The sequence below is a fragment of the Mycobacterium paragordonae genome (genome assembly GCF_003614435.1).
Taxonomy (GTDB): domain Bacteria; phylum Actinomycetota; class Actinomycetes; order Mycobacteriales; family Mycobacteriaceae; genus Mycobacterium; species Mycobacterium paragordonae.
The window spans coordinates 2145395-2167771 of sequence record NZ_CP025546.1; the positions used below are offsets into that span (position 1 = coordinate 2145395).

The 22377-nt window shown below is 71.8% G+C and carries 14 protein-coding genes; 10 read left to right on the forward strand and 4 right to left on the reverse strand.

Annotation, left to right across the window (positions count from 1 at the left end; genetic code table 11):
* The first annotated feature begins 7 nt into the window (after positions 1–7).
* The 3 genes from leuC (at position 8) to C0J29_RS10090 (ending at position 2950) form a co-directional block, all read left to right on the forward strand.
* Complete coding sequence (leuC, locus tag C0J29_RS10080; protein ID WP_065163538.1) at positions 8–1444, forward strand: 3-isopropylmalate dehydratase large subunit; 1437 nt, start codon at positions 8–10, stop codon at positions 1442–1444.
* Between the two features lie 37 nt (positions 1445–1481).
* Positions 1482–2078: a 3-isopropylmalate dehydratase small subunit gene (gene leuD / locus C0J29_RS10085; RefSeq protein WP_065163537.1), complete on the forward strand. Its 597-nt coding sequence runs from the start codon at positions 1482–1484 to the stop codon at positions 2076–2078.
* A gap of 212 nt (positions 2079–2290) precedes the next feature.
* Positions 2291–2950: an HU family DNA-binding protein gene (locus tag C0J29_RS10090; RefSeq protein ID WP_065048046.1), complete on the forward strand. Its 660-nt coding sequence runs from the start codon at positions 2291–2293 to the stop codon at positions 2948–2950.
* Between the two features lie 58 nt (positions 2951–3008).
* On the opposite strand, the gene mutT1 is transcribed toward C0J29_RS10090, so the two are convergent.
* The 3 genes from mutT1 to cofC form a co-directional block, all read right to left on the reverse strand.
* Complete coding sequence (gene mutT1, locus C0J29_RS10095; RefSeq protein WP_065048088.1) at positions 3009–3953, reverse strand: 8-oxo-(d)GTP phosphatase MutT1; 945 nt, start codon at positions 3951–3953, stop codon at positions 3009–3011.
* 83 nt (positions 3954–4036) lie between these two features.
* Positions 4037–6238 carry an RNA degradosome polyphosphate kinase gene (locus tag C0J29_RS10100; RefSeq protein WP_120792224.1) on the reverse strand — a complete coding sequence of 734 codons (2202 nt, stop codon included), beginning with the start codon at positions 6236–6238 and terminating at the stop codon, positions 4037–4039.
* Positions 6239–6307: 69 nt separating this feature from the next.
* Positions 6308–6949, reverse strand: coding sequence for a 2-phospho-L-lactate guanylyltransferase (gene cofC, locus C0J29_RS10105; RefSeq protein WP_065048049.1), 642 nt, complete (start codon positions 6947–6949; stop codon positions 6308–6310).
* 137 nt (positions 6950–7086) lie between these two features.
* Here cofC and C0J29_RS10110 point away from each other — a divergent pair, with 137 nt between their 5' ends.
* The 3 genes from C0J29_RS10110 (at position 7087) to C0J29_RS10120 (ending at position 18773) form a co-directional block, all read left to right on the forward strand.
* Positions 7087–8094 (forward strand): NAD(P)H-dependent glycerol-3-phosphate dehydrogenase, encoded by a 1008-nt coding sequence (locus tag C0J29_RS10110; protein WP_065048051.1) that lies wholly within the window; start codon positions 7087–7089, stop codon positions 8092–8094.
* Positions 8095–8371: 277 nt separating this feature from the next.
* The gene (locus C0J29_RS10115) at positions 8372–17626 is read left to right on the forward strand and encodes a PE family protein (protein WP_120792225.1); all 9255 of its coding nucleotides are present in this window, start codon (positions 8372–8374) and stop codon (positions 17624–17626) included.
* Positions 17627–17699: 73 nt separating this feature from the next.
* Complete coding sequence (locus C0J29_RS10120; RefSeq protein WP_065049294.1) at positions 17700–18773, forward strand: D-alanine--D-alanine ligase family protein; 1074 nt, start codon at positions 17700–17702, stop codon at positions 18771–18773.
* A 7-nt stretch (positions 18774–18780) separates the two neighbouring features.
* Here the strand turns inward: C0J29_RS10120 and C0J29_RS10125 are convergent, their stop codons facing one another.
* Entirely contained in the window at positions 18781–19332 is a 552-nt protein-coding gene (locus C0J29_RS10125; RefSeq protein WP_120792226.1) for a DUF3515 domain-containing protein, read from the reverse strand.
* Positions 19333–19486: 154 nt separating this feature from the next.
* On the opposite strand from C0J29_RS10125, the gene C0J29_RS10130 reads away from it, so the two are divergent.
* From C0J29_RS10130 to C0J29_RS10145, 4 genes are read left to right on the forward strand one after another with little or no spacing between them, the layout of a single operon-like run.
* Entirely contained in the window at positions 19487–20458 is a 972-nt protein-coding gene (locus C0J29_RS10130) for a thiamine-phosphate kinase (protein WP_242460408.1), read from the forward strand.
* 10 nt (positions 20459–20468) lie between these two features.
* Positions 20469–20759 (forward strand): DUF1330 domain-containing protein, encoded by a 291-nt coding sequence (locus C0J29_RS10135; RefSeq protein WP_120794661.1) that lies wholly within the window; start codon positions 20469–20471, stop codon positions 20757–20759.
* Positions 20756–21439, forward strand: coding sequence for a uracil-DNA glycosylase (locus C0J29_RS10140; RefSeq protein ID WP_065049300.1), 684 nt, complete (start codon positions 20756–20758; stop codon positions 21437–21439). The genes C0J29_RS10135 and C0J29_RS10140 overlap by 4 nt, the downstream gene beginning before the upstream one ends.
* Positions 21440–21444: 5 nt before the next feature.
* Entirely contained in the window at positions 21445–22377 is a 933-nt protein-coding gene (locus C0J29_RS10145) for an NADP-dependent oxidoreductase (RefSeq protein WP_120794662.1), read from the forward strand.

Consider the following 22377-nt stretch of genomic DNA (forward strand, 5'->3'; position numbering starts at 1 on the left):
GTTGAAGATGGCATCGCAGACGCACCAGCCCGAGGCCGCCCGGCCGCGCACGATGGCCGAGAAGGTCTGGGACGACCACGTTGTGGTGTCCGGCGGCGACGAGGCGCCGGACCTGATCTACATCGATCTGCATCTGGTGCACGAGGTCACCAGTCCGCAGGCGTTCGACGGCCTGCGCCTTGCCGGCCGGCCGGTGCGGCGAACCGATCTGACGATTGCCACCGAAGACCACAACGTGCCCACCATCGACATCGACAAGCCGATCGCCGACCCGGTGTCCCGCACACAGGTCGAGACGTTGCGCCACAACTGCGCCGAATTCGGTGTCCGATTGCACCCGATGGGCGACATCGAGCAGGGCATCGTGCATGTCGTCGGGCCACAATTGGGCCTCACTCAACCCGGAATGACGATCGTGTGTGGGGATTCTCACACCTCCACCCACGGCGCATTCGGCGCAATTGCCATGGGTATCGGCACTTCTGAGGTCGAACATGTGCTCGCCACCCAGACGCTCGCGCTGCGCCCGTTCAAGACGATGGCGGTCAACGTCGACGGTCAGTTGCCGCCCGGGGTCACGGCGAAGGACGTCATTCTGGCACTGATCGCCAAAATCGGAACCGGCGGCGGCCAGGGGCATGTCATCGAATACCGCGGCAGCGCCATCGAATCGCTGTCCATGGAAGGCCGGATGACGATCTGCAACATGAGCATCGAGGCCGGCGCACGGGCCGGCATGGTCGCGCCGGACGACACCACTTTTGAATTCTTACGCGGTCGACCGCATGCGCCGACCGGTGCCGACTGGGACGCGGCGCTGGCCTACTGGCAGCAGCTGCGTACTGATCCCGGAGCGGTTTTCGACACCGAGGTCTACCTCGACGCCGCCTCACTGAGCCCGTTCGTCACCTGGGGAACCAACCCCGGCCAGGGCGTGCCGCTGGCCGCCGCCGTGCCCGATCCCGAGCTGATGACCGATGACGCGCAGCGGCAGGCCGCTGAGAAAGCGTTGGCGTACATGGACCTTCAGCCGGGGACAGCGATGCGCGATATCGCGGTCGACACCGTGTTCGTCGGCTCCTGCACCAACGGCCGGATCGAGGATCTGCGGGTGGTGGCCGATATTTTGCGTGGTCACAAGGTTGCTGAGGGTGTGCGGATGCTCGTCGTTCCGGGCTCGATGCGGGTTCGCGCACAGGCGGAAGCCGAAGGGCTCGGCGAGATTTTCACCGCCGCCGGCGCGGAATGGCGGCAGGCGGGTTGCTCGATGTGCCTGGGCATGAACCCCGATCAGCTTGCGCCAGGGGAGCGTTGCGCCGCTACGTCCAACCGCAATTTCGAAGGGCGGCAGGGCAAGGGCGGTCGCACGCACCTGGTTTCGCCGGCGGTCGCCGCAGCTACCGCGGTGCGCGGCAAGCTTTCCGCGCCGGCGGATTTGAACTAGCCCGACTTGAATTCACATTGAGAATTAGGGGAAGACCATGGAAGCCTTTGACACCCACACCGGTATCGGCGTACCGCTGCGGCGGTCCAATGTCGATACCGATCAGATCATTCCGGCCGTCTACCTGAAGCGCGTCACCCGAACCGGTTTCGAGGACGGCCTGTTCGCGAGCTGGCGCTCGGATCCGTCATTCGTGCTCAACCTCAGCCCCTTTGACCGTGGCTCGGTGTTGGTCGCCGGACCGGATTTCGGCACGGGATCCTCGCGCGAGCACGCGGTCTGGGCGCTGATGGACTATGGATTCCGGGTGGTTATCTCGTCCCGGTTCGGTGACATCTTTCGCGGCAACGCCGGCAAGGCGGGTCTGTTGGCGGCCGAAGTGGACCAGGACGGCGTCGAACTTCTCTGGAAGCTCATCGAGCAGAGCCCAGGGCTGGAAATCACTGTCAATCTTCAAGATCGAAATGTCACCGCGGGAACAGCGGTGCTGCCGTTCAGGATTGACGATCACACCGCCTTCCGGTTGCTGCACGGGCTGGACGATATAGCCCTTACGCTGCAGAAACTCGACGAAATCGAAGCTTTCGAGGCGGCGCGTCCGGCCTGGAAACCGCGCACTTTGCCCACCCCCTGAAGCGCCGAGCGGCGCCGAATTCGCGGCTTTATCCGGGGGTATTTCGGGGCGGCGCCAGCGACCAAGCGCGGCAATCGGATTGCCGAAATGTCGGTCGCCCGACCGTAATAGCTGGCTGAAATTGCGCGTGGCTCTTGGCAATTTGCCAGTTGAGGGTTTACCGTAGTGCACTAGTCGGTTCCAAAAGAGGACCACTGGCCTCGGAGGGTTGGATGAATAAAGCAGAGCTCATAGATGTGCTCACACAGAAATTGGGCTCAGACCGTCGGCAGGCGACCGCCGCCGTCGAGAATGTCGTTGACACGATTGTGCGCGCAGTCCACAAGGGCGACAGCGTCACGATTACCGGTTTCGGTGTCTTCGAACAGCGTCGCCGCGCGGCTCGCGTAGCCCGCAACCCGCGCACCGGCGAGACGGTGAAAGTCAAGCCGACGTCTGTTCCGGCGTTCCGTCCAGGAGCTCAGTTCAAAGCGGTTGTGGCTGGGGCACAAAAGCTCCCGTCCGAAGGTCCCGCAGTGAAGCGTGGCGTGGTTGCCAGCGCGGCCAAGAAGACGACGGCCAAGAAGTCGCCGGCCAAGAAGGCTGCGACCAAGGCTCCCGCCAAGAAGGCCGCCACCAAGGCTCCGGCCAAGAAGGCCGCGACCAAGGCTCCGGCCAAGAAGGCTGCGACCAAGGCACCCGCCGCCAAGAAGGCCGCCACCAAGGCTCCGGCCAAGAAGGCTGCCACCAAGGCTCCGGTCAAGAAGGCTGTGACCAAGGCTCCGGCGAAGAAGGCTGCGACCAAGGCTCCGGCGAAGAAGGCTGCCACCAAGGCTCCGGCCAAGAAGGCTCCGGCCAAGAAGGCCGCAAGCACACGGCGCGGCCGCAAGTAGTCAATTCACGCAAATACCCTCCGGCGGGCAGCGATGCCTTCCGGAGGGTATTCGCTTGTCAGGCGCGCACGTTGGCGGCCAGCGCGCCGCCGATGTGGTCGGCGGCGATAAGCCGGCCCGCCGACAGCGACAGCACCCAGGTGCTGCCTTTGAGGTTGCGCGACTTGTCGGGGCGCACTCCGTCGCGTTCGCACCACCACGTGATCAGGTCCGGGATCACCTTGCCCTGCGTACAGATCACGGGTGTGCCGGCCCGTTCGGCGATCTGCAGAACCCGCTGCCGGCCGCGTTTGGGGTTCTTGGCGTACGCCTCTTCGGTCAGGTTGGGCTCGTTGTGAATATCGACACCCAGCTCCGCTGCCAGCGGTTCCACCGTCTGGTGGCAGCGCACCCGGTCGGCCGCGTATACCCGGTCGGCGCCGAACGCCAGCAGCTGACCCACCAGTGCCTCGGCCTGGGCACGGCCCTTCTTGTCCAGCGGCCGCTTGGTGTCGTCGCCGCGATACCGTGACTTGCTGCCCGCGGTGCCGTGCCGCACCACCAGCACGGTCTTGGTGTCCGGTGGTTGTTTGACGAACCGCCGCAAAACCTTTCGATCCGGTGCGTAGTCGAGCTTCTTCATGGCGTCGGCCACCGGGAGCCAGATCAGCTCGTCGACCTCATGGCCGGGGGCGAACGTGCCACCGGTGCTGCGTGCTGCCCAGTAGTGCACCCGCTTGATGCCCTGGTCGATCGGGTACGTGATGGTGGTCAGGCAGCGGCCGAGATGGCTGTGGTGGCCGGTCTCCTCGAGCACCTCGCGAACGGCGGCCACCGCCGCGGTCTCGCCAGGGTCGACCTTGCCTTTGGGCAGCGACCAGTCGTCGTACCGGGGCCGGTGAATGACGGCGATCTCGAGCGACTTCGTCGGGTTGCCCTTGCCGGACCGCCACAACACCGCACCGGCCGCGTATACGACCCGGTCCCCGGGGCGTCGACGGTCCGACGAGTTCTGGATCGACACCTTCACTCCTGCAGGTCAATTCGGCAAGGGCGCTCGTGCTGGTGGAGGTGGCCCCCGACTGGCCGCTGAGGGACACCTCGAGACTACGGGCTGCGGTGCCGCTCCATGAGCGAAGCCTGGTGGTCGCGCACGCTCTCGCCTTCTCGCGGCGACGCGGTCCATTGGCCGTCCGATCCGAGTTCCCAGCACCGGGTGGACGGGTCCAGCGCGGACTCGAACAGATCACCCAGTTGCGCGGTCAGGCGCGGGTCCTTCACCTGAGCCATGACCTCGACCCGCCGGTCCAGATTGCGGTGCATCATGTCGGCGCTGCCGATCCAGAATTCGTCGATGGCGTTGAAGTGCAGGATCCGCGAGTGTTCCAGGAATCGGCCGAGAATCGAGCGGACAGTGATGTTTTCGGAAATCCCCTCGGTGCCCGGGCGCAACGCGCAGATGCCGCGGACCACCACCTCCACCCGCACTCCGGCCTGCGATGCGCGGTAGAGCGCGTCGATGACCTGCTCGTCGACCAACGCGTTCATCTTGAGCCGGATCCGCGCGTCGTTGCCGCGACGGTGTGCTTCCACCTCACGTTCGACGCGCTCGATGATGCCGGTGCGGATGCCGTGCGGGGCCACTAACAGGTTGCGGTAGGTCAGCTTTCGCGAGTAACCGGTCAGCGTGTTGAACAGGTCGGTCAGGTCGGCGCCGATGTTGGGGTCGGCGGTCAGCAGGCCCACGTCTTCATACAGGCGCGCCGTCTTGCCGTTGTAGTTCCCGGTTCCGACATGGCAGTACCGCCGGATGTGCGGCCCTTCGCGGCGCACCACCAGGCAGGTCTTGCAGTGCGTCTTGAGCCCGACGAACCCGTACACGACGTGCACGCCCGCCTGCTCAAGGGTTCGCGCCCAACGGATGTTGGCCTGCTCGTCGAAGCGCGCCTTGATCTCAACCATTGCCACGACTTGCTTTCCGGCTTCGGCGGCGTCGATCAGGGCGCGCACGATCGGGGAATCACCAGAGGTGCGGTAGAGGGTCTGCTTGATCGCCAGCACATTCGGATCGGCCGCGGCCTGTTCGATGAACCGCTGCACGCTCGTCGAGAACGAGTCATACGGGTGGTGCACCAGCACGTCGCCCTCGCGCAACGTGGCGAAGATGCTCTTGGGTGTCTCCCGCTCCGCGAAGGCGGGGTGCGTGGCCGGGACGAAGGCCCGGTCCTTGAGCGCCGGCCGGTCTAAGCCGTAGATCTGCCACAACGACGACAAGTCCAGCAGCCCAGGCACTTCGATGACATCGCCGGGATGCACGTCAAGCTCGCGCAGCAGCAACTCCAGCATGCTCTCGGTCATGTCGTCGGACGCTTCCAGCCGCACCGGGGAACCGAACCGGCGCCGGGCCAACTCCCGCTCCAGCGCCTGCAGCAGGTCCTCGTCGCGGTCCTCTTCGACCTCGAAGTCGGCGTTGCGGGTGATCCGAAATGCGTGGTGCTCCACGATTTCCATGCCCGGGAAGAGCACCGGCAGGAAGGCCGCGATCAACTCTTCCATCGGCAGGAACCGCACAATGACCTGACCGTCGCCTTCGTCGCCCTTGGCGTCGAGTTCGACGAACCGGTCCACGTTGTCGGGCACCTTCACCCGCGCGAAATGCTGGGTGCCGTCCTCGGGTTGCCTGACCGTGATGGCCAGGTTCAGGCTCAGCCCGCTCACAAAAGGGAAGGGGTGGGCCGGGTCCACCGCCAACGGGGTGAGAACGGGGAAGACCTGCTCGTGGAAATACGTCGACAAGCGCTCTCGCTCAGCCTCGTCGAGGTCGGCCCACGTGACGATGTAGATGCCTTCCTCCTCGAGCGCCGGCAGGACCGAATCGAGGAAGACGCGCGCCTGCCGGATGGAGATCTGTTGGGTCTGCTCGCCGATGCGGCGCAGTTGTTCGCGCGGGGTCAATCCGTCGGCGGAGCGGACCGACAGCCCCATCTCGTCGCGGCGCTTGAGGCCGGCGACGCGAACCATGTAGAACTCGTCGAGATTGGAGGCGAAGATGGCCAGGAACTTCGCGCGCTCGAGGAGCGGCATCGAATTGTCGTCCGCCAGTGCGAGCACGCGGGCGTTGAAGTCGAGCCAGCTCAGTTCCCGGTTGAGGTAGCGCTCTTCCGGCAGCGCGTCGATGATCGCCGCGGGAGTCGCGGCGGGAGGGGCCGCGGGAGCCGAGTCGCCAGGGTGCCAAGCGTGGTCATCGGGACGTGCCTCTGCCTCTGGGGTGGCTTCGATTTCGGTCACCCTGCGATCATTGCCTATCACCCGGCGATGCTGCCAGCAGTCAACAGAGATCCATGTTCCGTTGGGCTGCCATTCACCTGGCGGCCCGGCTCACCGCACGGAGCGATGCGCGATGGCGCGTGCGGTCGCCGGACCCACCCCGAGCTGGCGGGCGGCAGCCAGGTCGGCCGGTGTGTCGACATCGCAACGCAGCCCGGGCCATGCGCCGGTCAGCTCGATAGCGCCCGAACGACGGTGCCGCGCTGCGGAATCCGGCCCGAACCGCGGGTCGAGCGTGGTCCCGAACGCGCACAGCACCGCAGTGCCCGTGCCCAGCCGGTCCGCGACGAAGCTGCGCTCGTAGTGGCGGGCCGCCGAGATGGCCTCGGCCAGTTCCTGCGTCTGCAGAGCGGGCAGATCTCCTTGCAGGACAACGATATTCGGAACATCCACGGCACCCGCAGCGGCCTTGACGGCGCTGTTCAGTGGGTCGGGGTCGTCCGGGGCGGTCGGGTCGGCCAGCACCTGCGCGCCGAGCTCGGTGGCCGCGGCTCCCGCAACATCGTCGGGGGTGATGACGGTGATCGAGTGCAACGAACTGACCCGGGTGGCCGCGGTCAAGGTGTCGATCAGCATGGCCAGGACCACGCTCTCGCGCGTCGGCGCCGAGAAGACTGGAGCCAGCCTGGTCTTGGCGGCGCCCAGTCGCTTGACGGCGATGATCAATCCGACATCCCCGCGTGCGCCGCCCATGTGATCATCCTGCCAGCGCAACGTCGCCGGACGTGACGGCGGCCGGTCGCTGGGACTACTGTTTAGCGGCTGCCGTCGCGGTGACGACGGCGCATAGCGGCATCGAGGGCACACGGCGACATATATAGGGGTGGTGGATGGCCGGCACGGGAACCGTCGCGGTGATGGGCGCAGGCGCATGGGGCACGGTACTGGCCAAGGTGCTCGCCGACGCCGGCGGCGACGTCACGTTGTGGGCGCGGCGCGCCGATGTCGCCAACAAGATCAATAAGACCCGCTACAACCCCGACTACCTGCCGGGCACGCTGCTTCCCGCCGGCATCCGCGCCACCAACGACGCGGAGGAGGCGCTGTCCGGCGTGACGACGGTGCTGCTCGGGGTGCCCGCCCAGACCATGCGCGCCAACCTCGAGCAGTGGAACGGCATGTGGGCCGACGGCGCGACCCTGGTCAGCCTGGCCAAGGGCATCGAGCTCGGCACGCTGATGCGGATGAGCCAGGTGATCGTGTCGGTGACCGGAGTGGACGCCTCCCAGGTTGCGGTGATCTCCGGGCCGAACCTCGCCAGCGAGATCGCCGAGAGCCAGCCGGCCGCCACCGTCGTCGCGTGCAGCGACTCCGGACGTGCCGTCGCGCTGCAGCGGTTCTTGAACAGTGGCTACTTCCGGCCGTACACCAACTCCGATGTAGTGGGGACCGAGATCGGCGGGGCGTGCAAGAACGTCATCGCTCTGGCCTGCGGGATGGCGGTCGGGGTCGGGCTGGGGGAGAACACCGCGGCGGCCATCATCACCCGCGGCCTGGCCGAAATCATGCGGCTCGGACTGGCGCTGGGCGCCAAGGGGGCGACGCTGGCCGGGCTGGCCGGGGTAGGCGACCTGGTGGCCACCTGCACCTCTCCTTACTCTCGCAACCGTTCGCTGGGCGAGCGGCTGGGCCGGGGCGACACCATGCACACCGCCCTACACGGGAAGGACGGCCACGTCGTCGAGGGCGTCACCTCCTGCGAGTCGGTACTGGCCCTGGCCTCCAGCTACGACGTCGAAATGCCCCTGACGGACGCCGTGCACCGGGTCTGCCACAAGGGTCTGTCGGTCAACGAGGCCATCGCCCTGCTGTTGGGCCGCAGCACCAAGCCTGAGTGACGCCGCACCGCAAATGCAGTAGTCACCGCCTTGGCGAGCGCAATTTTGCAGTAGTCGGCTTGGGGTAAAAAGCGCGCGGGTTCGCCCGATATTCAGCTACCTATTAATGGCATCAGTGGCGGCAAGAAGCGTCGTCGCGCGAAATGGCCGTATCGATGAGAAGTGCTCGTCGGGGAGCGTGGGGCGACACCGGGCTGCGCTCCTGCGGCCTGTTACCTGACTCCGCGATTTCTGACTCGGCGTGCTGTGAACCCACGAGGGCGATGGGAGCTCCGTTATGTCATCTTTTCTGATTGCCGCGCCGCAGGCCATGACCGCAGCGGCAGCAGATCTGGGTCAGATCGGGGAGGCGGTCCGGCAGGCGACCGCGGTGGCGGCGCCGACGGCGGCCATCATGCCCGCGGCCGCCGATGAGGTGTCGGCGGCCATCGCGGCCCTGTTCGGCACCGTCGGCCAGGAGTATCAAGCCGTCAGCGCGCAGGCAGCGGAGTTCCACGCGCAATTCGTCCGGGCGCTGATGGGGGCGGGCGGCTCTTACGCGGCCATGGAAGCGGCCACAGCCGACGCCATCGGGTCGCTGGAGGAGCAGGTCCTGGGGGCGATCAACGCGCCGGCGAACCTGCTGTTGGGGAGGCCCTTGATCGGTCCCGGGACCGACGGCGCGGCAGGCTCCGGGGCAGCGGGTGGACCCGGCGGGCTGCTGTGGGGGCGCGGAGGTAACGGCGGGTCGGGCGCGGCCGGGCACGCCGGTGGGGCCGGCGGCGCCGCCGGCTTGTTGGGTGTGGGCGGCGCCGGCGGGGCCGGCGGCGCGGGCGCCAACGGTGGCACAGGCGGCAGCGGCGGGTGGCTGTGGGGCAATGGCGGTGCTGGCGGCATGGGCGGCGTCGGCGTCAGCGGTGCCAGCGGCGGCACCGGAGGTGCTGGCGGCAATGCATTGTTCTTCGGTTCCGGTGGCGCCGGCGGAGCCGGCGGGACCGGGCTCGGCGGCACGATCGGCACACCGGGCGGCCCGGGCAGCTCCGTCGCCGCCGGCGGACTCGGCGGGGACGGCGGCAATGGCGGCACCGGGGGCACCGGTGGGGCGGGCGGTCACGGCGGGTTGATCCTGGGTGACGGCGGTGCCGGGGGAGTTGGCGGCACGGGCGGCGCCGGCGGTGCCGGCGGATCCGGTGGCGCGGGGTGGTCGTCGACCACCGCCGGTGGTACCGGTGGCGACGGCGGTGGCAGCGGCACCGGTGGGACAGGCGGTTCGGGCGGCGCCGGCGGTGCCGCCGGAGCGAGTCGCAGCATGTTCGGTCACGCGGGCGCCGATGGCTCGGGTGGCTCAGGCGGTGCCGGTGGTAGTTCGGGTGTCGCCGGCGACGGCGGGACCGGGGGCGCCGGCGACGCGGTGACCAGAGGTGGTAACGGCGGCATGGGTGGTGACACCGGCGGTGTCGGGGCCGGCGGCACCGGCGGCGCGGCCGGGGGCCCGGGAGCGGTTGCCGGGGCCGACGGGGCCGCGGGCGCCGTGATCGCCGGTGGCAATGGCGGTTCCGGCGGGGCGGGATTCACTGCGACGACGCCGGGCGCGGACGGAGGCGCCGGTGGCAACGGTGGGTCCGGCGGCAGCCACGGGAATGGCGGAGCCGGCGGTACCGGCGGGGCCGGTGCCGCCGGGAAGAGTGGCACGGCGGGCGTGGCGGCCGGCGAGTCCGGCGGCGACGGGACAGCAGGTGGGTCCGGTGGTGCCGGCGGGACTGGTGGGGCCGGCGGCTCGGTGTCCGGCAACGGCGGGGTCGGCGGGGCCGGCGGGAGCGGTGCTCGTGGCGGCGATGGCGGTGCCGGGGTCAACGGAGCGGCCGGGGCGGCGCCCGGCGACGCCGGACACGCCGGCGGCTCGGGCGGCTCTGGTGGTCACGGCGGCGACGGTGGTGCCGGCGGAGGCGGCGGTCTCGCCGCGCACGGGACTGCCGGTCTCGCCGGAGTGGGAGGCGATGCGGGCAGTGGCGGTAACGGCGCCACGCCGGGCAATGGCGGGGCCGGCGCGGCAGGCGACGCCAGCCATGCGGACGGCGGAGCCGGTGGGGCCGGCGGTGACACCGGGTTCGGCGGTGCCGCCGGTACCGCGGGCAGCGGGCGCATTCCGGGCGCCGACGGCACTGCCGGAACCACGCCCACCGGCATTCTGGGCAGTGGCGGGGCGGGCGGTGCCGGCTTCAATCCCACTGCGGCTGGTGCCGACGGTGGTGCTGGTGGGGCCGGCGGCGCCGGCGGCAATTTCGGTAACGGTGGCAAAGGCGGGGACGGTGGCAGCGGGGTGGCCGGGGGCAACGGTACGGCCGGCGTCGCGGCGGGTGAGTCCGGCGGTAAAGGTGTGGACGGCGGGTCCGGTGGCCGCGGGGGTGACGGTGGCGCCGGTGGGTCGGTCCGCGGTGACGGTGGCAACGGCGGGGCCGGCGGGCAGGGTGCGCGTGGCGGTGACGGCGGCGCGGGTGTCAACGGCGCAGCGGCGACCACAGCCGGCGGCGCTGGGCAGGCCGGTGGGTCGGGTGGCTCCGGTGGTGCCGGCGGCGATGGTGGCAACGGTGGGGTTGGCGGTACTGCGGCTCATGGTGTTTCGGGTACGACGGGCACCGGGGGGAACGCCGGCAGCGGCGGTAACGGCGCGAACCCGGGTGACGGTGGGGCCGGTGCGGCCGGGGATGTAACCCATGCTGACGGTGGTGCCGGTGGGGCCGGTGGGGACACCGGGTTCGGCGGCAAGGCCGGCGTCGGGGGCACCGGCTCGAGCACTGGCACTAACGGCAGCGCGGGCTCCACGCCCGGCGGGATCTTGGGTAACGGCGGCAAGGGCGGGGCGGGCTTCACCGCCACGACCCCGGGTGCCGATGGCGGTGCCGGTGGCGCCGGGGGTGCGGGCGGAAACTTCGGCAGCGGCGGGGCCGGTGGTGCGGGCGGGGACGGGGCGGCCGGTAGCAATGGCGCGGCTGGGACGAAGGCCGGTGACTCCGGCATTAAGGGCGTGGACGGCGGATCCGGCGGTCGCGGGGGCGACGGCGGTGCCGGCGGCTCGGTGCGCGGTAATGGCGGTGCCGGCGGGGCCGGTGGGCAGGGTGCGCGTGGCGGTGACGGCGGCGCGGGTGTCAACGGCGCGTCGGCGACGGTGCCCGGCGGCGCTGGGCAGGCCGGTGGGTCGGGTGGCTCCGGTGGTGCGGGAGGCGATGGTGGCAACGGTGGGGTCGGCGGCAGCGCGGCACACGGGACCGCCGGTCTCACGGGCGCCGGGGGCAACGCCGGCAGCGGCGGTAACGGCGCGACCCCGGGTGACGGTGGGGCCGGTGCGGCTGGGGATGCGACCCACGCTGACGGTGGTGCTGGTGGGGCCGGTGGGGACACTGGGGTCGGCGGCAAGGCCGGCGTCGGGGGCACCGGCTCGACCACTGGCACTAATGGCAGCGCGGGCTCCACGCCCGCCGGGATCTTGGGCAACGGCGGCAAGGGCGGGGCGGGCTTCACTGCGACGGCATCAGGCGTCGATGGCGGAGCCGGTGGTGCCGGGGGTGCGGGCGGAAACTTCGGCAGCGGCGGGGCCGGTGGGGCCGGCGGCGATGGGGCGGCCGGTAGCAACGGCGCGGCCGGGACGAAGGCCGGTGACTCCGGCGGTAAAGGCGTGGACGGCGGATCCGGTGGTCGCGGCGGTGACGGTGGCGCCGGGGGGTCGGTCCGCGGTGACGGTGGCAACGGTGGCGCCGGTGGGCAGGGTGCGCGTGGGGGCGACGGCGGTGCCGGGGTCAGCGGCGCTGCCGCGACGACGCCGGGCGGTGATGGGCAGGCCGGTGGTTCGGGTGGTTCCGGTGGTGCCGGAGGCGACGGTGGCAACGGCGGGGCCGGTGGTGCCTCGGCACACGGCATCGCCGGGACCACTGGTACCGGGGGTAACGCAGGGAGCGGCGGAAATGGCGCGACTCCGGGTGATGGTGGCGCCGGTGCGGCGGGCGGCGCACTGACCGGTCGCGGCGGGGCCGGTGGGGCGGGCGGTGATACCGGGTTCGGCGGTGCCGGTGGACATGGCGGGAGTGGGCGGACCGCGGGAAGTGATGGTGTGGACGGGGCCACACCGACCGGTGTGATGGGTAACGGCGGGGCCGGCGGAGCCGGGGCGCATGCCGCGGCTGCCGGGGTCAGCGGCGGTGACGGGGGAGCCGGTGGCAAGGGCGGAAACTTCGGCAACGGCGGCAAAGGCGGGGCGGGCGGCGACGGCGCGGCGGGCGCCGCAGGAGTCAACCCGACACCGGTCGCCCCGGCGGCCGACGGCAACAACGGCGACGGCTACCCCGGTTCGATCAACTGGGCGACTCCGGGCACCGATGGCACCAACGGCGCGGTGCCCGGCCAGGCCGGCGGCAACGGCGGCAACGGCGGCGGATATTTGAGCACCGTCGGCGACGGCACCGGGGCGGCAGCCGGAAAGGGCGGCGACGGCGGTCTCGGCGCGCCCGGCGGCAACGGCGGAGACGGTGGCTTCGGCGGTTCCACGGTGCTCGGCCAGGCCACCGGGGTCACCGGCGGCGCTGGAGGCCGCGGCGGCGACGGAGTTGCCGGGCACACAGGTGGGGCCGGGGGTGCCGGGGGGGCCGGCGGCGACGGCGGATCGATGCGCGGTGATGGCGGCGCTGGTGGCGCCGGCGGCAAGGGCGGTACCGGCGGTGCCGGGGCAGCGGGTGAGACCGGCGGCGATGGCGGTGCTGGCGGCAGCGCGAAGTCCACCGAGGCGCCCGACTTCACGCTGGCCGGGCCGTCGACCGGTGGCGACGGCGGGGTCGGCGGGGATGGCGGCACCGGCGGTGCGGGCGGAACCGGCGGTGCGGGTGGTGCCGGCGGGATCGGCGGCGTTCACCACGGTGCCGGATACAGCGACGGCACGCACGGCGTCGGCGGCGACGGTGGCCAGGGCGGCACCGCCGGCGTCGGCGGCGACGGCGGCACAGGTGGCGAGGGTGGCGACGGGGCCTCCCAGACCAACGGAGCCGGCAGCGGCGGCGTTGGCGGGCATGGTGGAGATGCCGGCTCGGGTGGTCTCGGAGGCGAGGGCGGCGACAGCGGCGGCGGCGCCTCCGGCGCCAAGGGCCTGGCGGGCGGGCTTCCCGACGGGATCTCCGGCAACGGCGGCACCGGCGGCACCGGCGGCAACGCCACCGCGGCGCCCGCCGGCCAAGCGCCGGGGGCCGGCGGAACCGGCGGCGCCGGCGGAGACGGCGGCAACCTCGGCAACGGCGGACACGGCGGTACCGGTGGCGCGGGCGCGGACGGCAACCGCGGCGTGGACGGCATCAATCCGGGCGACCCTGGCAGCGCCGGTGAGACCGGTGGTGCCGGCGGTGCCGGCGGCAAGGGCGGCCTGGGCGGGTCGATCAGGGGTAACGGCGGTACCGGCGGGTTCGGAGGGCACGGCGGCACGGGTGGTGACGGCGGGGACGGGGTCGACGGTGCTTCGGGAATCGCACTCGGTGAAGCCGGCCAAGCCGGCGGTAATGGTGGTAACGGAGGAACCGGTGGGGCTGGCGGGGTCGGCGGAGACGCCGGCGGCGTCGCCGCGGGCGGGTCAGGCACCGCGGGAATCAACGGGACCGGTGGCACCGGTGGCACCGGCGGTGCCGCCGGCAAGCCTGGTGACGGGGGTAACGGCCAGGTCGGCGGGTTCGGACATGCGGACGGCGGCCGCGGCGGCGATGGCGGTAATCCCGGCGAGGTGGGTGCCGGTGGCTCCGGCGGTGATGCGGGCAAGGGCGGGTCCGGCGGCGGTAAAGGCTCCAGCGGTATTAATGGCGCCGCGGTCACCAGCGGCGGCGACGGCGGCAATGGCGGTCAGGGCGGCTACGCGGCCGGCGTCGACGGACGAGGTGGTGACGGCGGCGCGGGTGGCAACGGCGGGTCGGTCGGCAACGGCGGCAAGGGCGGCGACGGCGGCAAGGGACTCGACGGCAGCTTCGGGCAGGGCGGCGGGACGGGCGGTGCCGGCGGCGCCGGCACCGGCGGCGCGGATGGCGGTAAGGGCGGAGTCGGTGGCAACGGCGGCTCGATCTCGGGTAACGGTGGTGCCGGTGGTGCTGGCGGGGCCGGTGGCGCGGGCGGTGGTGGCGGCGGTGGCGGCACCGGCACGAACGGAAACGACTCCTTCCCCTACACCGACTCTGGCGGGCCGGGCGGGGTCGGCGGCAACGGTGGTAACGGCGGCGCCGGAGGCGAAGGCGGTGCCGGCGGGCAAGCGCTCGGCTCGGGCAACGGTGGGGCTGGCGGCAAGGGCGGTGCCGGGGGCCTCGGCGGCGATGGTGCCTCCGGCGGTGACGGAGGCCCGGCCGGGGATTTGGCCGTCGGCGGCTCGGGTGGTTCTGGCAATACCGGCGGCAACGCCGGTAAAGGCGGCGACGGCGGCCTGGGTGGCGCCGGTGGTGCGGCCCACGGGTCGGGTACGGGCGGCCTCGGCGGCGATGGTGGCTTCGGCGCTTCGGGAGGCAACGCCGGTGCTGGTGGAAGCGGCGCCAGCGGAGGCGGCACGATCACTGGCGGTAACGGCGGGGCCGGCGGTGCGGCGGGCGATGCAGGTGCCGGCGGCGGCGGCGGCCGCGGCGGCGACTCCGCGACGGGTCTGGCCGGTGACGGGGGCAAGGGCAGCAGTGGCGGCGTAGCCGGGCTCAGCGCCTCTGGTGGCTCCGGCGGCGCCGGCGGTGGAACCGCGGGAGCGAATGGTACGGGTGCCGCCGGCGGTGCCGGCGGCGCCGGTGGCGACGGTGGCAACGGGAACCCAGCGGCGGGGCCGTCCGGGAACGGCGGCAAGGGCGGCGACGGCGGCTATGGCAGCACCGGCGGCGGCAAGGGCGGCGCAGGCGGTGACGGCGGGTCCGTCGGCAGCGGTGGCAGAGGCGGAGACGGTGGATACGGCACCACCGGTTCCGACGGCGCCGACGGTGGCGCCGGAGGCAACGGGGGGTCGATCTCCGGCAACGGCGGCGATGGCGGTGATGGCGGCGGCGGCGGCACCGGGGGCACCGGCGGCGCGGGCGGCATCGGTGGCCCGCAGTCGGGCAACGGCGGTAACGGCGGTAAGGGCGGCAACGGCTACGGCGTCGCGGGTGCCAGCGGCGGTGACGGCGGTGCCGGCGGCAGCGCGGGGTTGTACGGCAACGGCGGCAAGGGCGGTGACGGCGGTGCCGGCATCGACGGTGCGAACGGCACGGCCGGTGCCCCGAACGGCGATCCCGGCCAGCCCGGCACGGCCGGCACGGCGGGCGGCCACGGCGGCAACGGCGGTGCTGGCGGAGAAGGCGGTTTGGTCTCCGGAAGCGGCGGCGACGGCGGCAAGGGCGGCGGCGGCGGCAACGGCGGCAGCGGCGGGGCCGGCGGCTCCGGCGACTCGGCCCCCTTCTTGGGCGATGGCTCTAACGGTGGTTCCGGCGGCTCGGGCGCTATCGGCGGTAACGGTGGCACCGGTGGCGCCGGCGGGCAAGGGCACGGGACGGGCAACGGCGGGGCCGGCGGGGCCGGCGGCGCCGCCGGCAAGGGCGGCAACGGCGCGGCGGGCGGGGCCGGCGGTGACGCCACAGGTTTCCTCACCGTGGATAACGGCAGAGGCGGCGCCGCCGGCAACGGCGCCGCCGGCGGTGACGGTGGGGCCGGTGGTGCCGGGGGTGCGACCGACGGATCAGGCAACGGCGGTGCCGGCGGAGCCGGCGGTGCCGCTGGGGCCGGCGGTGACGGCGCTCAAGGCGGGGACGCCGGCGCTGGAGGTAGTCACAACTCGGATATTCCCGGCGGAGGGACTGGCGGGCTCGGCGGCAATGCCGGTAGCAGCGGCGCCGGCGGCGTCGGCGGCAACTCTGAATCCGGTGCCGGCGGCACTGGCGGTGCCGGCGGCAGCGGGGCCTCGGGCGGACATGGCGGCAACGGCGGTTCCGGCCGCGACTTGCTCGCCGGCGGCGCTGCCGGTAACGGCGGCACGGCCAGCGCCGGGAGCGACGGCGGTGCCGGCGGCAACTCCACCTCTGGCTCCGGCGGTGTCGGCGGTGACGGCGGCGACGGCGGTGTCGGCGGTGCCGGCGGCGTGGGCGGCGACTCAGGTGCCACGAAGTTCACCGTCTACCACGGCACTCAGGGCGGCGCCGGTGGCGGTGGCGGTGCTGGTGGCTCGGGCGGTGCCGGGGGTAGCGGTGTCATCGGCGGCGCGGGCGGCGCCGGTGGCGACGGAGGAGGCGGCGGCGCCGGTGACCACGGCGGCATCGGGAGTGCAAACGTCCGTGAGAATGGGCAAGGCGGTACCGGCGGCACCGGCGGCGCCGGTGGCGGCGGGGGTTCCGGTGGTGCGGGCGGTGCCGGCGGTTACGGCATTACGGCTGGTGGTGCCGGCGGAGCCGGCGGCTTGGGCGCCAACGGCGGCGCCGGCGACAACGGCGGTACCGGTGGTGAGGAGCGAAGCGGTGCGACCGGCTCCGCCGGCGGTGATGGCGGTCTCGGTGGCAATGCCGGCAGCGCCGGTAACGGTGGTGGCGGCGGCCGCGGAGGAGACTCCGCCCTCGGTACTGCCGGCACCGGCGGCGACGGTGGTAGCGGCGGCTCGGGTGCCGCTGCCGGCCTCGGTGGTGTCCCGGCGTATGCCGCAAATACCGGCGCCCCCGGAAAGGCCAGCTCCGGAGGTAATGGCGGTGCCGGCGGCGACGGCGGCAACGGCGCCGCATCGGCCGGCCCATCCGGTCACGGCGGTGACGGCGGCGCAGGTGGTGGCGGAGGTGCCGGCGGAGCCGACGGCGGCGCTGGCGGAGCCGGCGGTGACGGCGGGACCTACGGCAACGGCGGAAACGGCGGGGCCGGTGGAGCAGGCTCGACCGGGGCTAACGGCGCACACGGCGTCGACGCGTTCGGCTTCGCCGGCTTCGCCGGGGTTGACGGCGGCGCGGGTGGTGCCGGCGGCGCAGGCGGCAGTGGAGGCTCCATCTCCGGCAACGGCGGGCTCGGCGGGGCCGGCGGTGGCGGCGGCAACGGCGGTAACGGCGGCGGAGGCGGCAACGGCGCCAGCAACTTTGACGGTGGCGTCGTCCGGAACGGTGGTGCCGGTGGCGCCGGCGGCATCGGAGGCAACGGCGGTGTCGGTGGTGCGGGCGGCGAGGCCTTGGGCGTCGGTACCGGCGGTGCCGGCGGTTTGGGCGGAGACGCGGGCAAGGGCGGCTCCGGCGGCGCCGGCGGTCTCGGCGGTTCGCTGCCCTCGAGCGCGGCCGGTGGTAACGGCGGCAACGCGGGCAAGGGTGGGACCGGCGGTGACGGCGGTGCCGGCGGCGACTCCCCGTCCCAGAAGGCCGGCGACGGAGGCAACGGCGGCGCCGGTGCGGTAGCCGGCTCTCCGGGCATCGGTGGTACCGGCAATGCCGGTTATTCGGGCCCTGACGGAAGCCCCGGTCTGGCCGCCGTCGGCGGCCCCGGCGGCACCGGCGGTTCAGGGGGCACCGGCGATTCACCCGCCAACAACGGCGCCGACGGCCAGGACGGCCCCGACGCCCCGTGAACGCCCCGTGGAACAGCGGCATGACGTCGCCGAACCCGCCCCGACAGCCCCGACCCGGTAGCCTCTCCAGGTTGTGACTGCCAGCAAGCGCGTACGCGTCGCCGTCGTTTTCGGCGGGCGCAGCAACGAGCACGCCATCTCGTGCGTGTCAGCGGGCAGCATCCTGCGCAACCTGGACCCGCAGCGGTTCGAGGTCGTCGCCGTCGGGATCACGCCGCAGGGCGGCTGGGTGCTCACCGACGGCGACCCCGCCGCGCTGGCCATCAACAACCGGCAGCTACCGGGGGTGAGCGCCGATTCGGGCACCGAGTTGGCGTTGCCGGCCAGTCCCCGGTCGGAGGTCTTCGGGACCGTCGACGTCGTGTTCCCGGTGCTGCACGGACCCTACGGCGAGGACGGCACGATCCAGGGACTGCTCGAACTCGCCGGTGTCCCGTACGTGGGAGCCGGTGTGCTGGCCAGTGCCGCCGGCATGGACAAGGAATTCACCAAGAAACTGCTCGTCGCCGAGGGACTGCCGGTCGGCGCGTACACGGTCCTGCGGCCGTCACAGGAGACGCTGCACCCCGAGGAACGCGAGCGGCTGGGCCTGCCGGTGTTCGTCAAGCCGGCACGGGGCGGCTCATCGATCGGCGTCAGCCGGGTGGCCAGCTGGGATGATCTGCCGGCCGCGATCGCCGCGGCCCGCAGCCATGACCCGAAGGTCATCGTCGAGGCGGCGATCAACGGCCGCGAGCTGGAATGCGGAGTCCTCGAAATGCCGGACGGCACAATCGAAGCCAGCACGCTGGGGGAGATCCGGGTGGCCGGGGTCCGCGGCCGCGAAGACTCCTTCTACGACTTCGAGACCAAATATCTCGACGACGCCGCCGAATTGGACGTGCCGGCGAAAGTGGCTGATGACATCGCGGATGCAGTGCGCCAGTTGGCAATTCGCGCGTTCGAGGCGATCGGTTGCCAGGGCCTGGCCCGAGTGGACTTCTTCCTCACCGACGCGGGACCGGTGATCAACGAGATCAACACCATGCCCGGCTTCACCACCATCTCGATGTACCCGCGGATGTGGGCGGCCAGTGGGGTGGACTATCCGACCCTGCTGGCCACCATGGTCGACACCGCCCTTGCTCGCGGTGTGGGCCTGCGATAAGCCCTGGCTAGCGAGCCGGCGCCGGGTCGATCGGCACCGCGGCGATGGTGCGGTCGATGATGCCCGAAAGATCCTGAATCGGAACAGGTCCCGATCCGGTGGGCAGCGTCAGCGCCACATACACCGGACGATCCACGGTGTACCAGGTGGTCGTGCCCGCATCCGTCGAGCCCTGGTCGGCCGCCCTGAACCACTGCACCTTGTCGACCACCTGGATCGGCGAGCCCACCACGAAGTCCCCCGGACGGTCCAGGCCGCAGCGCATGACGACCGGCTCCGCGTTGTTCACGGACCGCCAGGCGCTCGCGCCGTCGGGCGCCGGCTGCGTGATCTCAGTCCGACGGAAACTCCCGAGTTGCTCGGGCAGCGCCTCGATCAGCGATTTGCAGGCGGGACTTGCGGCGTGTGGCGCCGGCAGGGCCGGCAGCGTCACTGCCTGTTGGCCGGTCTGGCGGGTGGCCGCGAGCACCAAAATCGCCCCGATGGTCGCCACGGCCAGCACCAAGGCGGCGATCAGGGCGGCGCGGGGCGGGCCGCCGGCATCAGCCCCACCCGTCACCTGCCTGTCACCTGGCTATCTCCTCTGCGATCCGCCCGCGCGGCCACGACTACACTGGCCCGGTCCGCCCGAACGGGCAGGAACCCAACTTACCGCAGGTCGGACGGCCGTCCGGGGGACGTCACACGGCCGGGGTGGGCAGAGACGAGGTGACGTGGGCGAGGACGTTTCGGGGGAGTCTCCGACGCTGCGGCAGGTCGGCGAGTTCGGCGTGATCGAGCGGTTGGTGCGCGATCGCCGGCAACCCGCAGCCGTCACACTCGGTCCCGGCGACGACGGTGCCGTGGTGTCGGGCAGCGATGAACGCACCGTGGTGTCGATCGACATGTTGGTGCAGGATCGGCACTTTCGGCTGGACTGGTCGACCCCCTACGACGTCGGGCGCAAGGCGATCGCCCAGAACGCCGCCGACATCGAAGCGATGGGCGCCCGGCCCACCGCCTTCGTGGTGGGTTTCGGGGCACCCGGCGACACTCCGGAGGCTCAGGCCAGCGCGCTGGTGGACGGCATGTGGGACGAGGCGCAGCGGGTCGGCGCCGGCATCGCCGGCGGGGACCTGGTCAGCTGTCCGCAGTGGGTGATATCGGTGACGGTGCTGGGAGATCTCGAGGGTCGCGAGCCGGTGTTGCGGTCCGGCGCGCGGCCCGGCTCGGTGCTCGCCGTAGCCGGTGATCTGGGACGGTCGGCTGCCGGATATGAATTGTGGCGCAGGGGGATTGAAGATTTTGACGGCCTTCGCCATCGGCACCTGGTGCCGTTGCCGCCGTATGGCGAGGGAGCGGTGGCCGCGGCCGGCGGGGCCTCGGCCATGATCGACGTCTCCGACGGACTGGTGGCCGATCTGCGGCATGTCGGCGAGGCGTCCGGGGTGACTATCGACCTGTCCACCGAGGCGCTGGCCCTCGACCATGACGCGGTGTCTCAGGCGGCCGAGGCCGTCGGCGCCGACCCCTGGGCATGGGTGCTCGGCGGCGGCGAAGATCACGCCCTGGCAGCCTGTTTCGCCGATGCGGTGCCGCCCGGGTGGCGGGTGATCGGGCACGTTCTCGAGGGGCCGGGCCGGGTGCTGGTCGACGGCAAGGAGTGGGAGGGATACGCGGGGTGGCAGTCGTTCGAGGAAGGTTAGGGTGGCGACGATGACCGTTTACGCAATCGCCCAGCTCAGATTCACCGATCGGGCGGCCTACGACCGGTACCAGGCCAGATTCATGGACGTCTTCCGCCGCTACTCCGGAACCGTGCTCGCCGCCGACGAGTCGCCGGTGGTCATAGAGGGGGAGTGGGACCGCGAGAAAGTGGTGCTGATGTCGTTTCCCGACGAAGCCGCCTTCCAGGACTGGGCGCAATCCCCGGAGTATCAACATATTTCGAAAGACCGCCGGGCCGGTGCCGACACCGTGGTGCTGCTGGTGAAGGGACTGTCATGACCGCGCGCCCGCTGAGTGAACTCGTCGAGCAAGGCTGGGCGGCGGCGCTGGCGCCGGTGACCGATCAGGTGAGTCGGATGGGGCAGTTCCTGCGTGAGGAGATCGCGGCCGGCCGACGGTACCTGCCCGCCGGTCCGAACGTGTTGCGCGCCTTCACTTATCCCTTCGACGACGTCCGGGTGCTGATCGTGGGCCAGGATCCCTATCCGACACCCGGCCACGCCGTGGGTCTGAGTTTCTCGGTGGCGCCGGACGTACGCCCGCTGCCCCGCAGCCTGTCCAACATCTTCGACGAGTACAGCACGGACCTTGGCTTTCCGCCGCCGTCCAACGGCGACCTGACGCCGTGGTCGCAGCGCGGTGTCATGCTGCTGAACCGAGTCCTCACTGTGCGCCCCAGCACTCCGGCATCACACCGGGGCAAGGGCTGGGAAGCGGTGACGGAGTGCGCCATTCGCGCGCTGGTGGGACGCGACCAGCCGCTGGTGGCGATCCTGTGGGGCCGCGACGCATCGACGCTCAAGCCCATGCTGGCGGAAGGCAACTGTGTCGCCATCGAATCGCCCCACCCGTCGCCGCTGTCGGCCTCGCGTGGGTTCTTCGGGTCGCGGCCGTTCAGTCGCGCCAACGAACTGCTCGCCGGAATGGGGGCCGACCCGATCGATTGGAAGCTGCCGTGACCACGATGACGGCCTTGCGGGCGCACCACCGTGGCGGGCCCGAGGTGCTGACCGTCGAATCGGCGCCGGTGCCGGTTCCGGCGCCCGGCGAAGTGCTGGTCGCCGTGCACGCCGCGGCCATCACGTTCGACGAACTGACGTGGGAAGAAACCTGGACGCGCGACGGGGTCGACCGGACGCCGACGATCCTGTCGCATGAGGTGTCCGGCGTCGTTACTGAAATCGGTTCGGGTGTAACGGATTTACAGCAGGGCGACGAAGTGTACGGACTGGTCGCCTTCGACCGTGACGGCGCAGCGGCCGAGTTCGTCGCCATGCCGGCGACCGACCTGGCCACCAAGCCGTCGACGGTGTCCCACCCGGTTGCGGCGGCGCTCCCGCTGGCCGGTCTCACCGCGCTGCAGGCCCTGCTCGATCACGCCGCGGTGCGGCCCGGCGAGGAGGTGCTGGTGCACGGCGGGGCGGGCGGCGTCGGCGCCTTGACGGTCCAACTCGCGGCCCAGTTGGGTGCCGAGGTCACCGCCACCGTACGCAGTGACACCCGGGACCTGGTCCAGGGATTCGGTGCCCGGCGCGTCATCGACACGCGCACAGAGGCTTTCGACGAGACCGGCGCAACCTACGACGTCGTGATCGACACGGTCGGCGGCCAGACCCTGGACCGGTCCTTCGGCGTACTGCGCCGTGGCGGACGGCTGGCGACGCTGAGCGCACCACCGCCACCCGGCCGGGCCGACGAAATCGGCGTCACCGCAACGTTCTTCATCGTCACCGCCAACCGTGTCCAACTCGCCGAGCTTGCCGAACTCGTCGACCGAGGCCGGCTGCACGTCGAGATCGCGCGCACCTTCCCGCTCGCCGAAGGCCGGGAAGCGTTCGAAAGCGGCTCGCGCCCCGGCCGGCGGGCCGGAAAGACCGTCCTGGTCGTCCGCGATTGA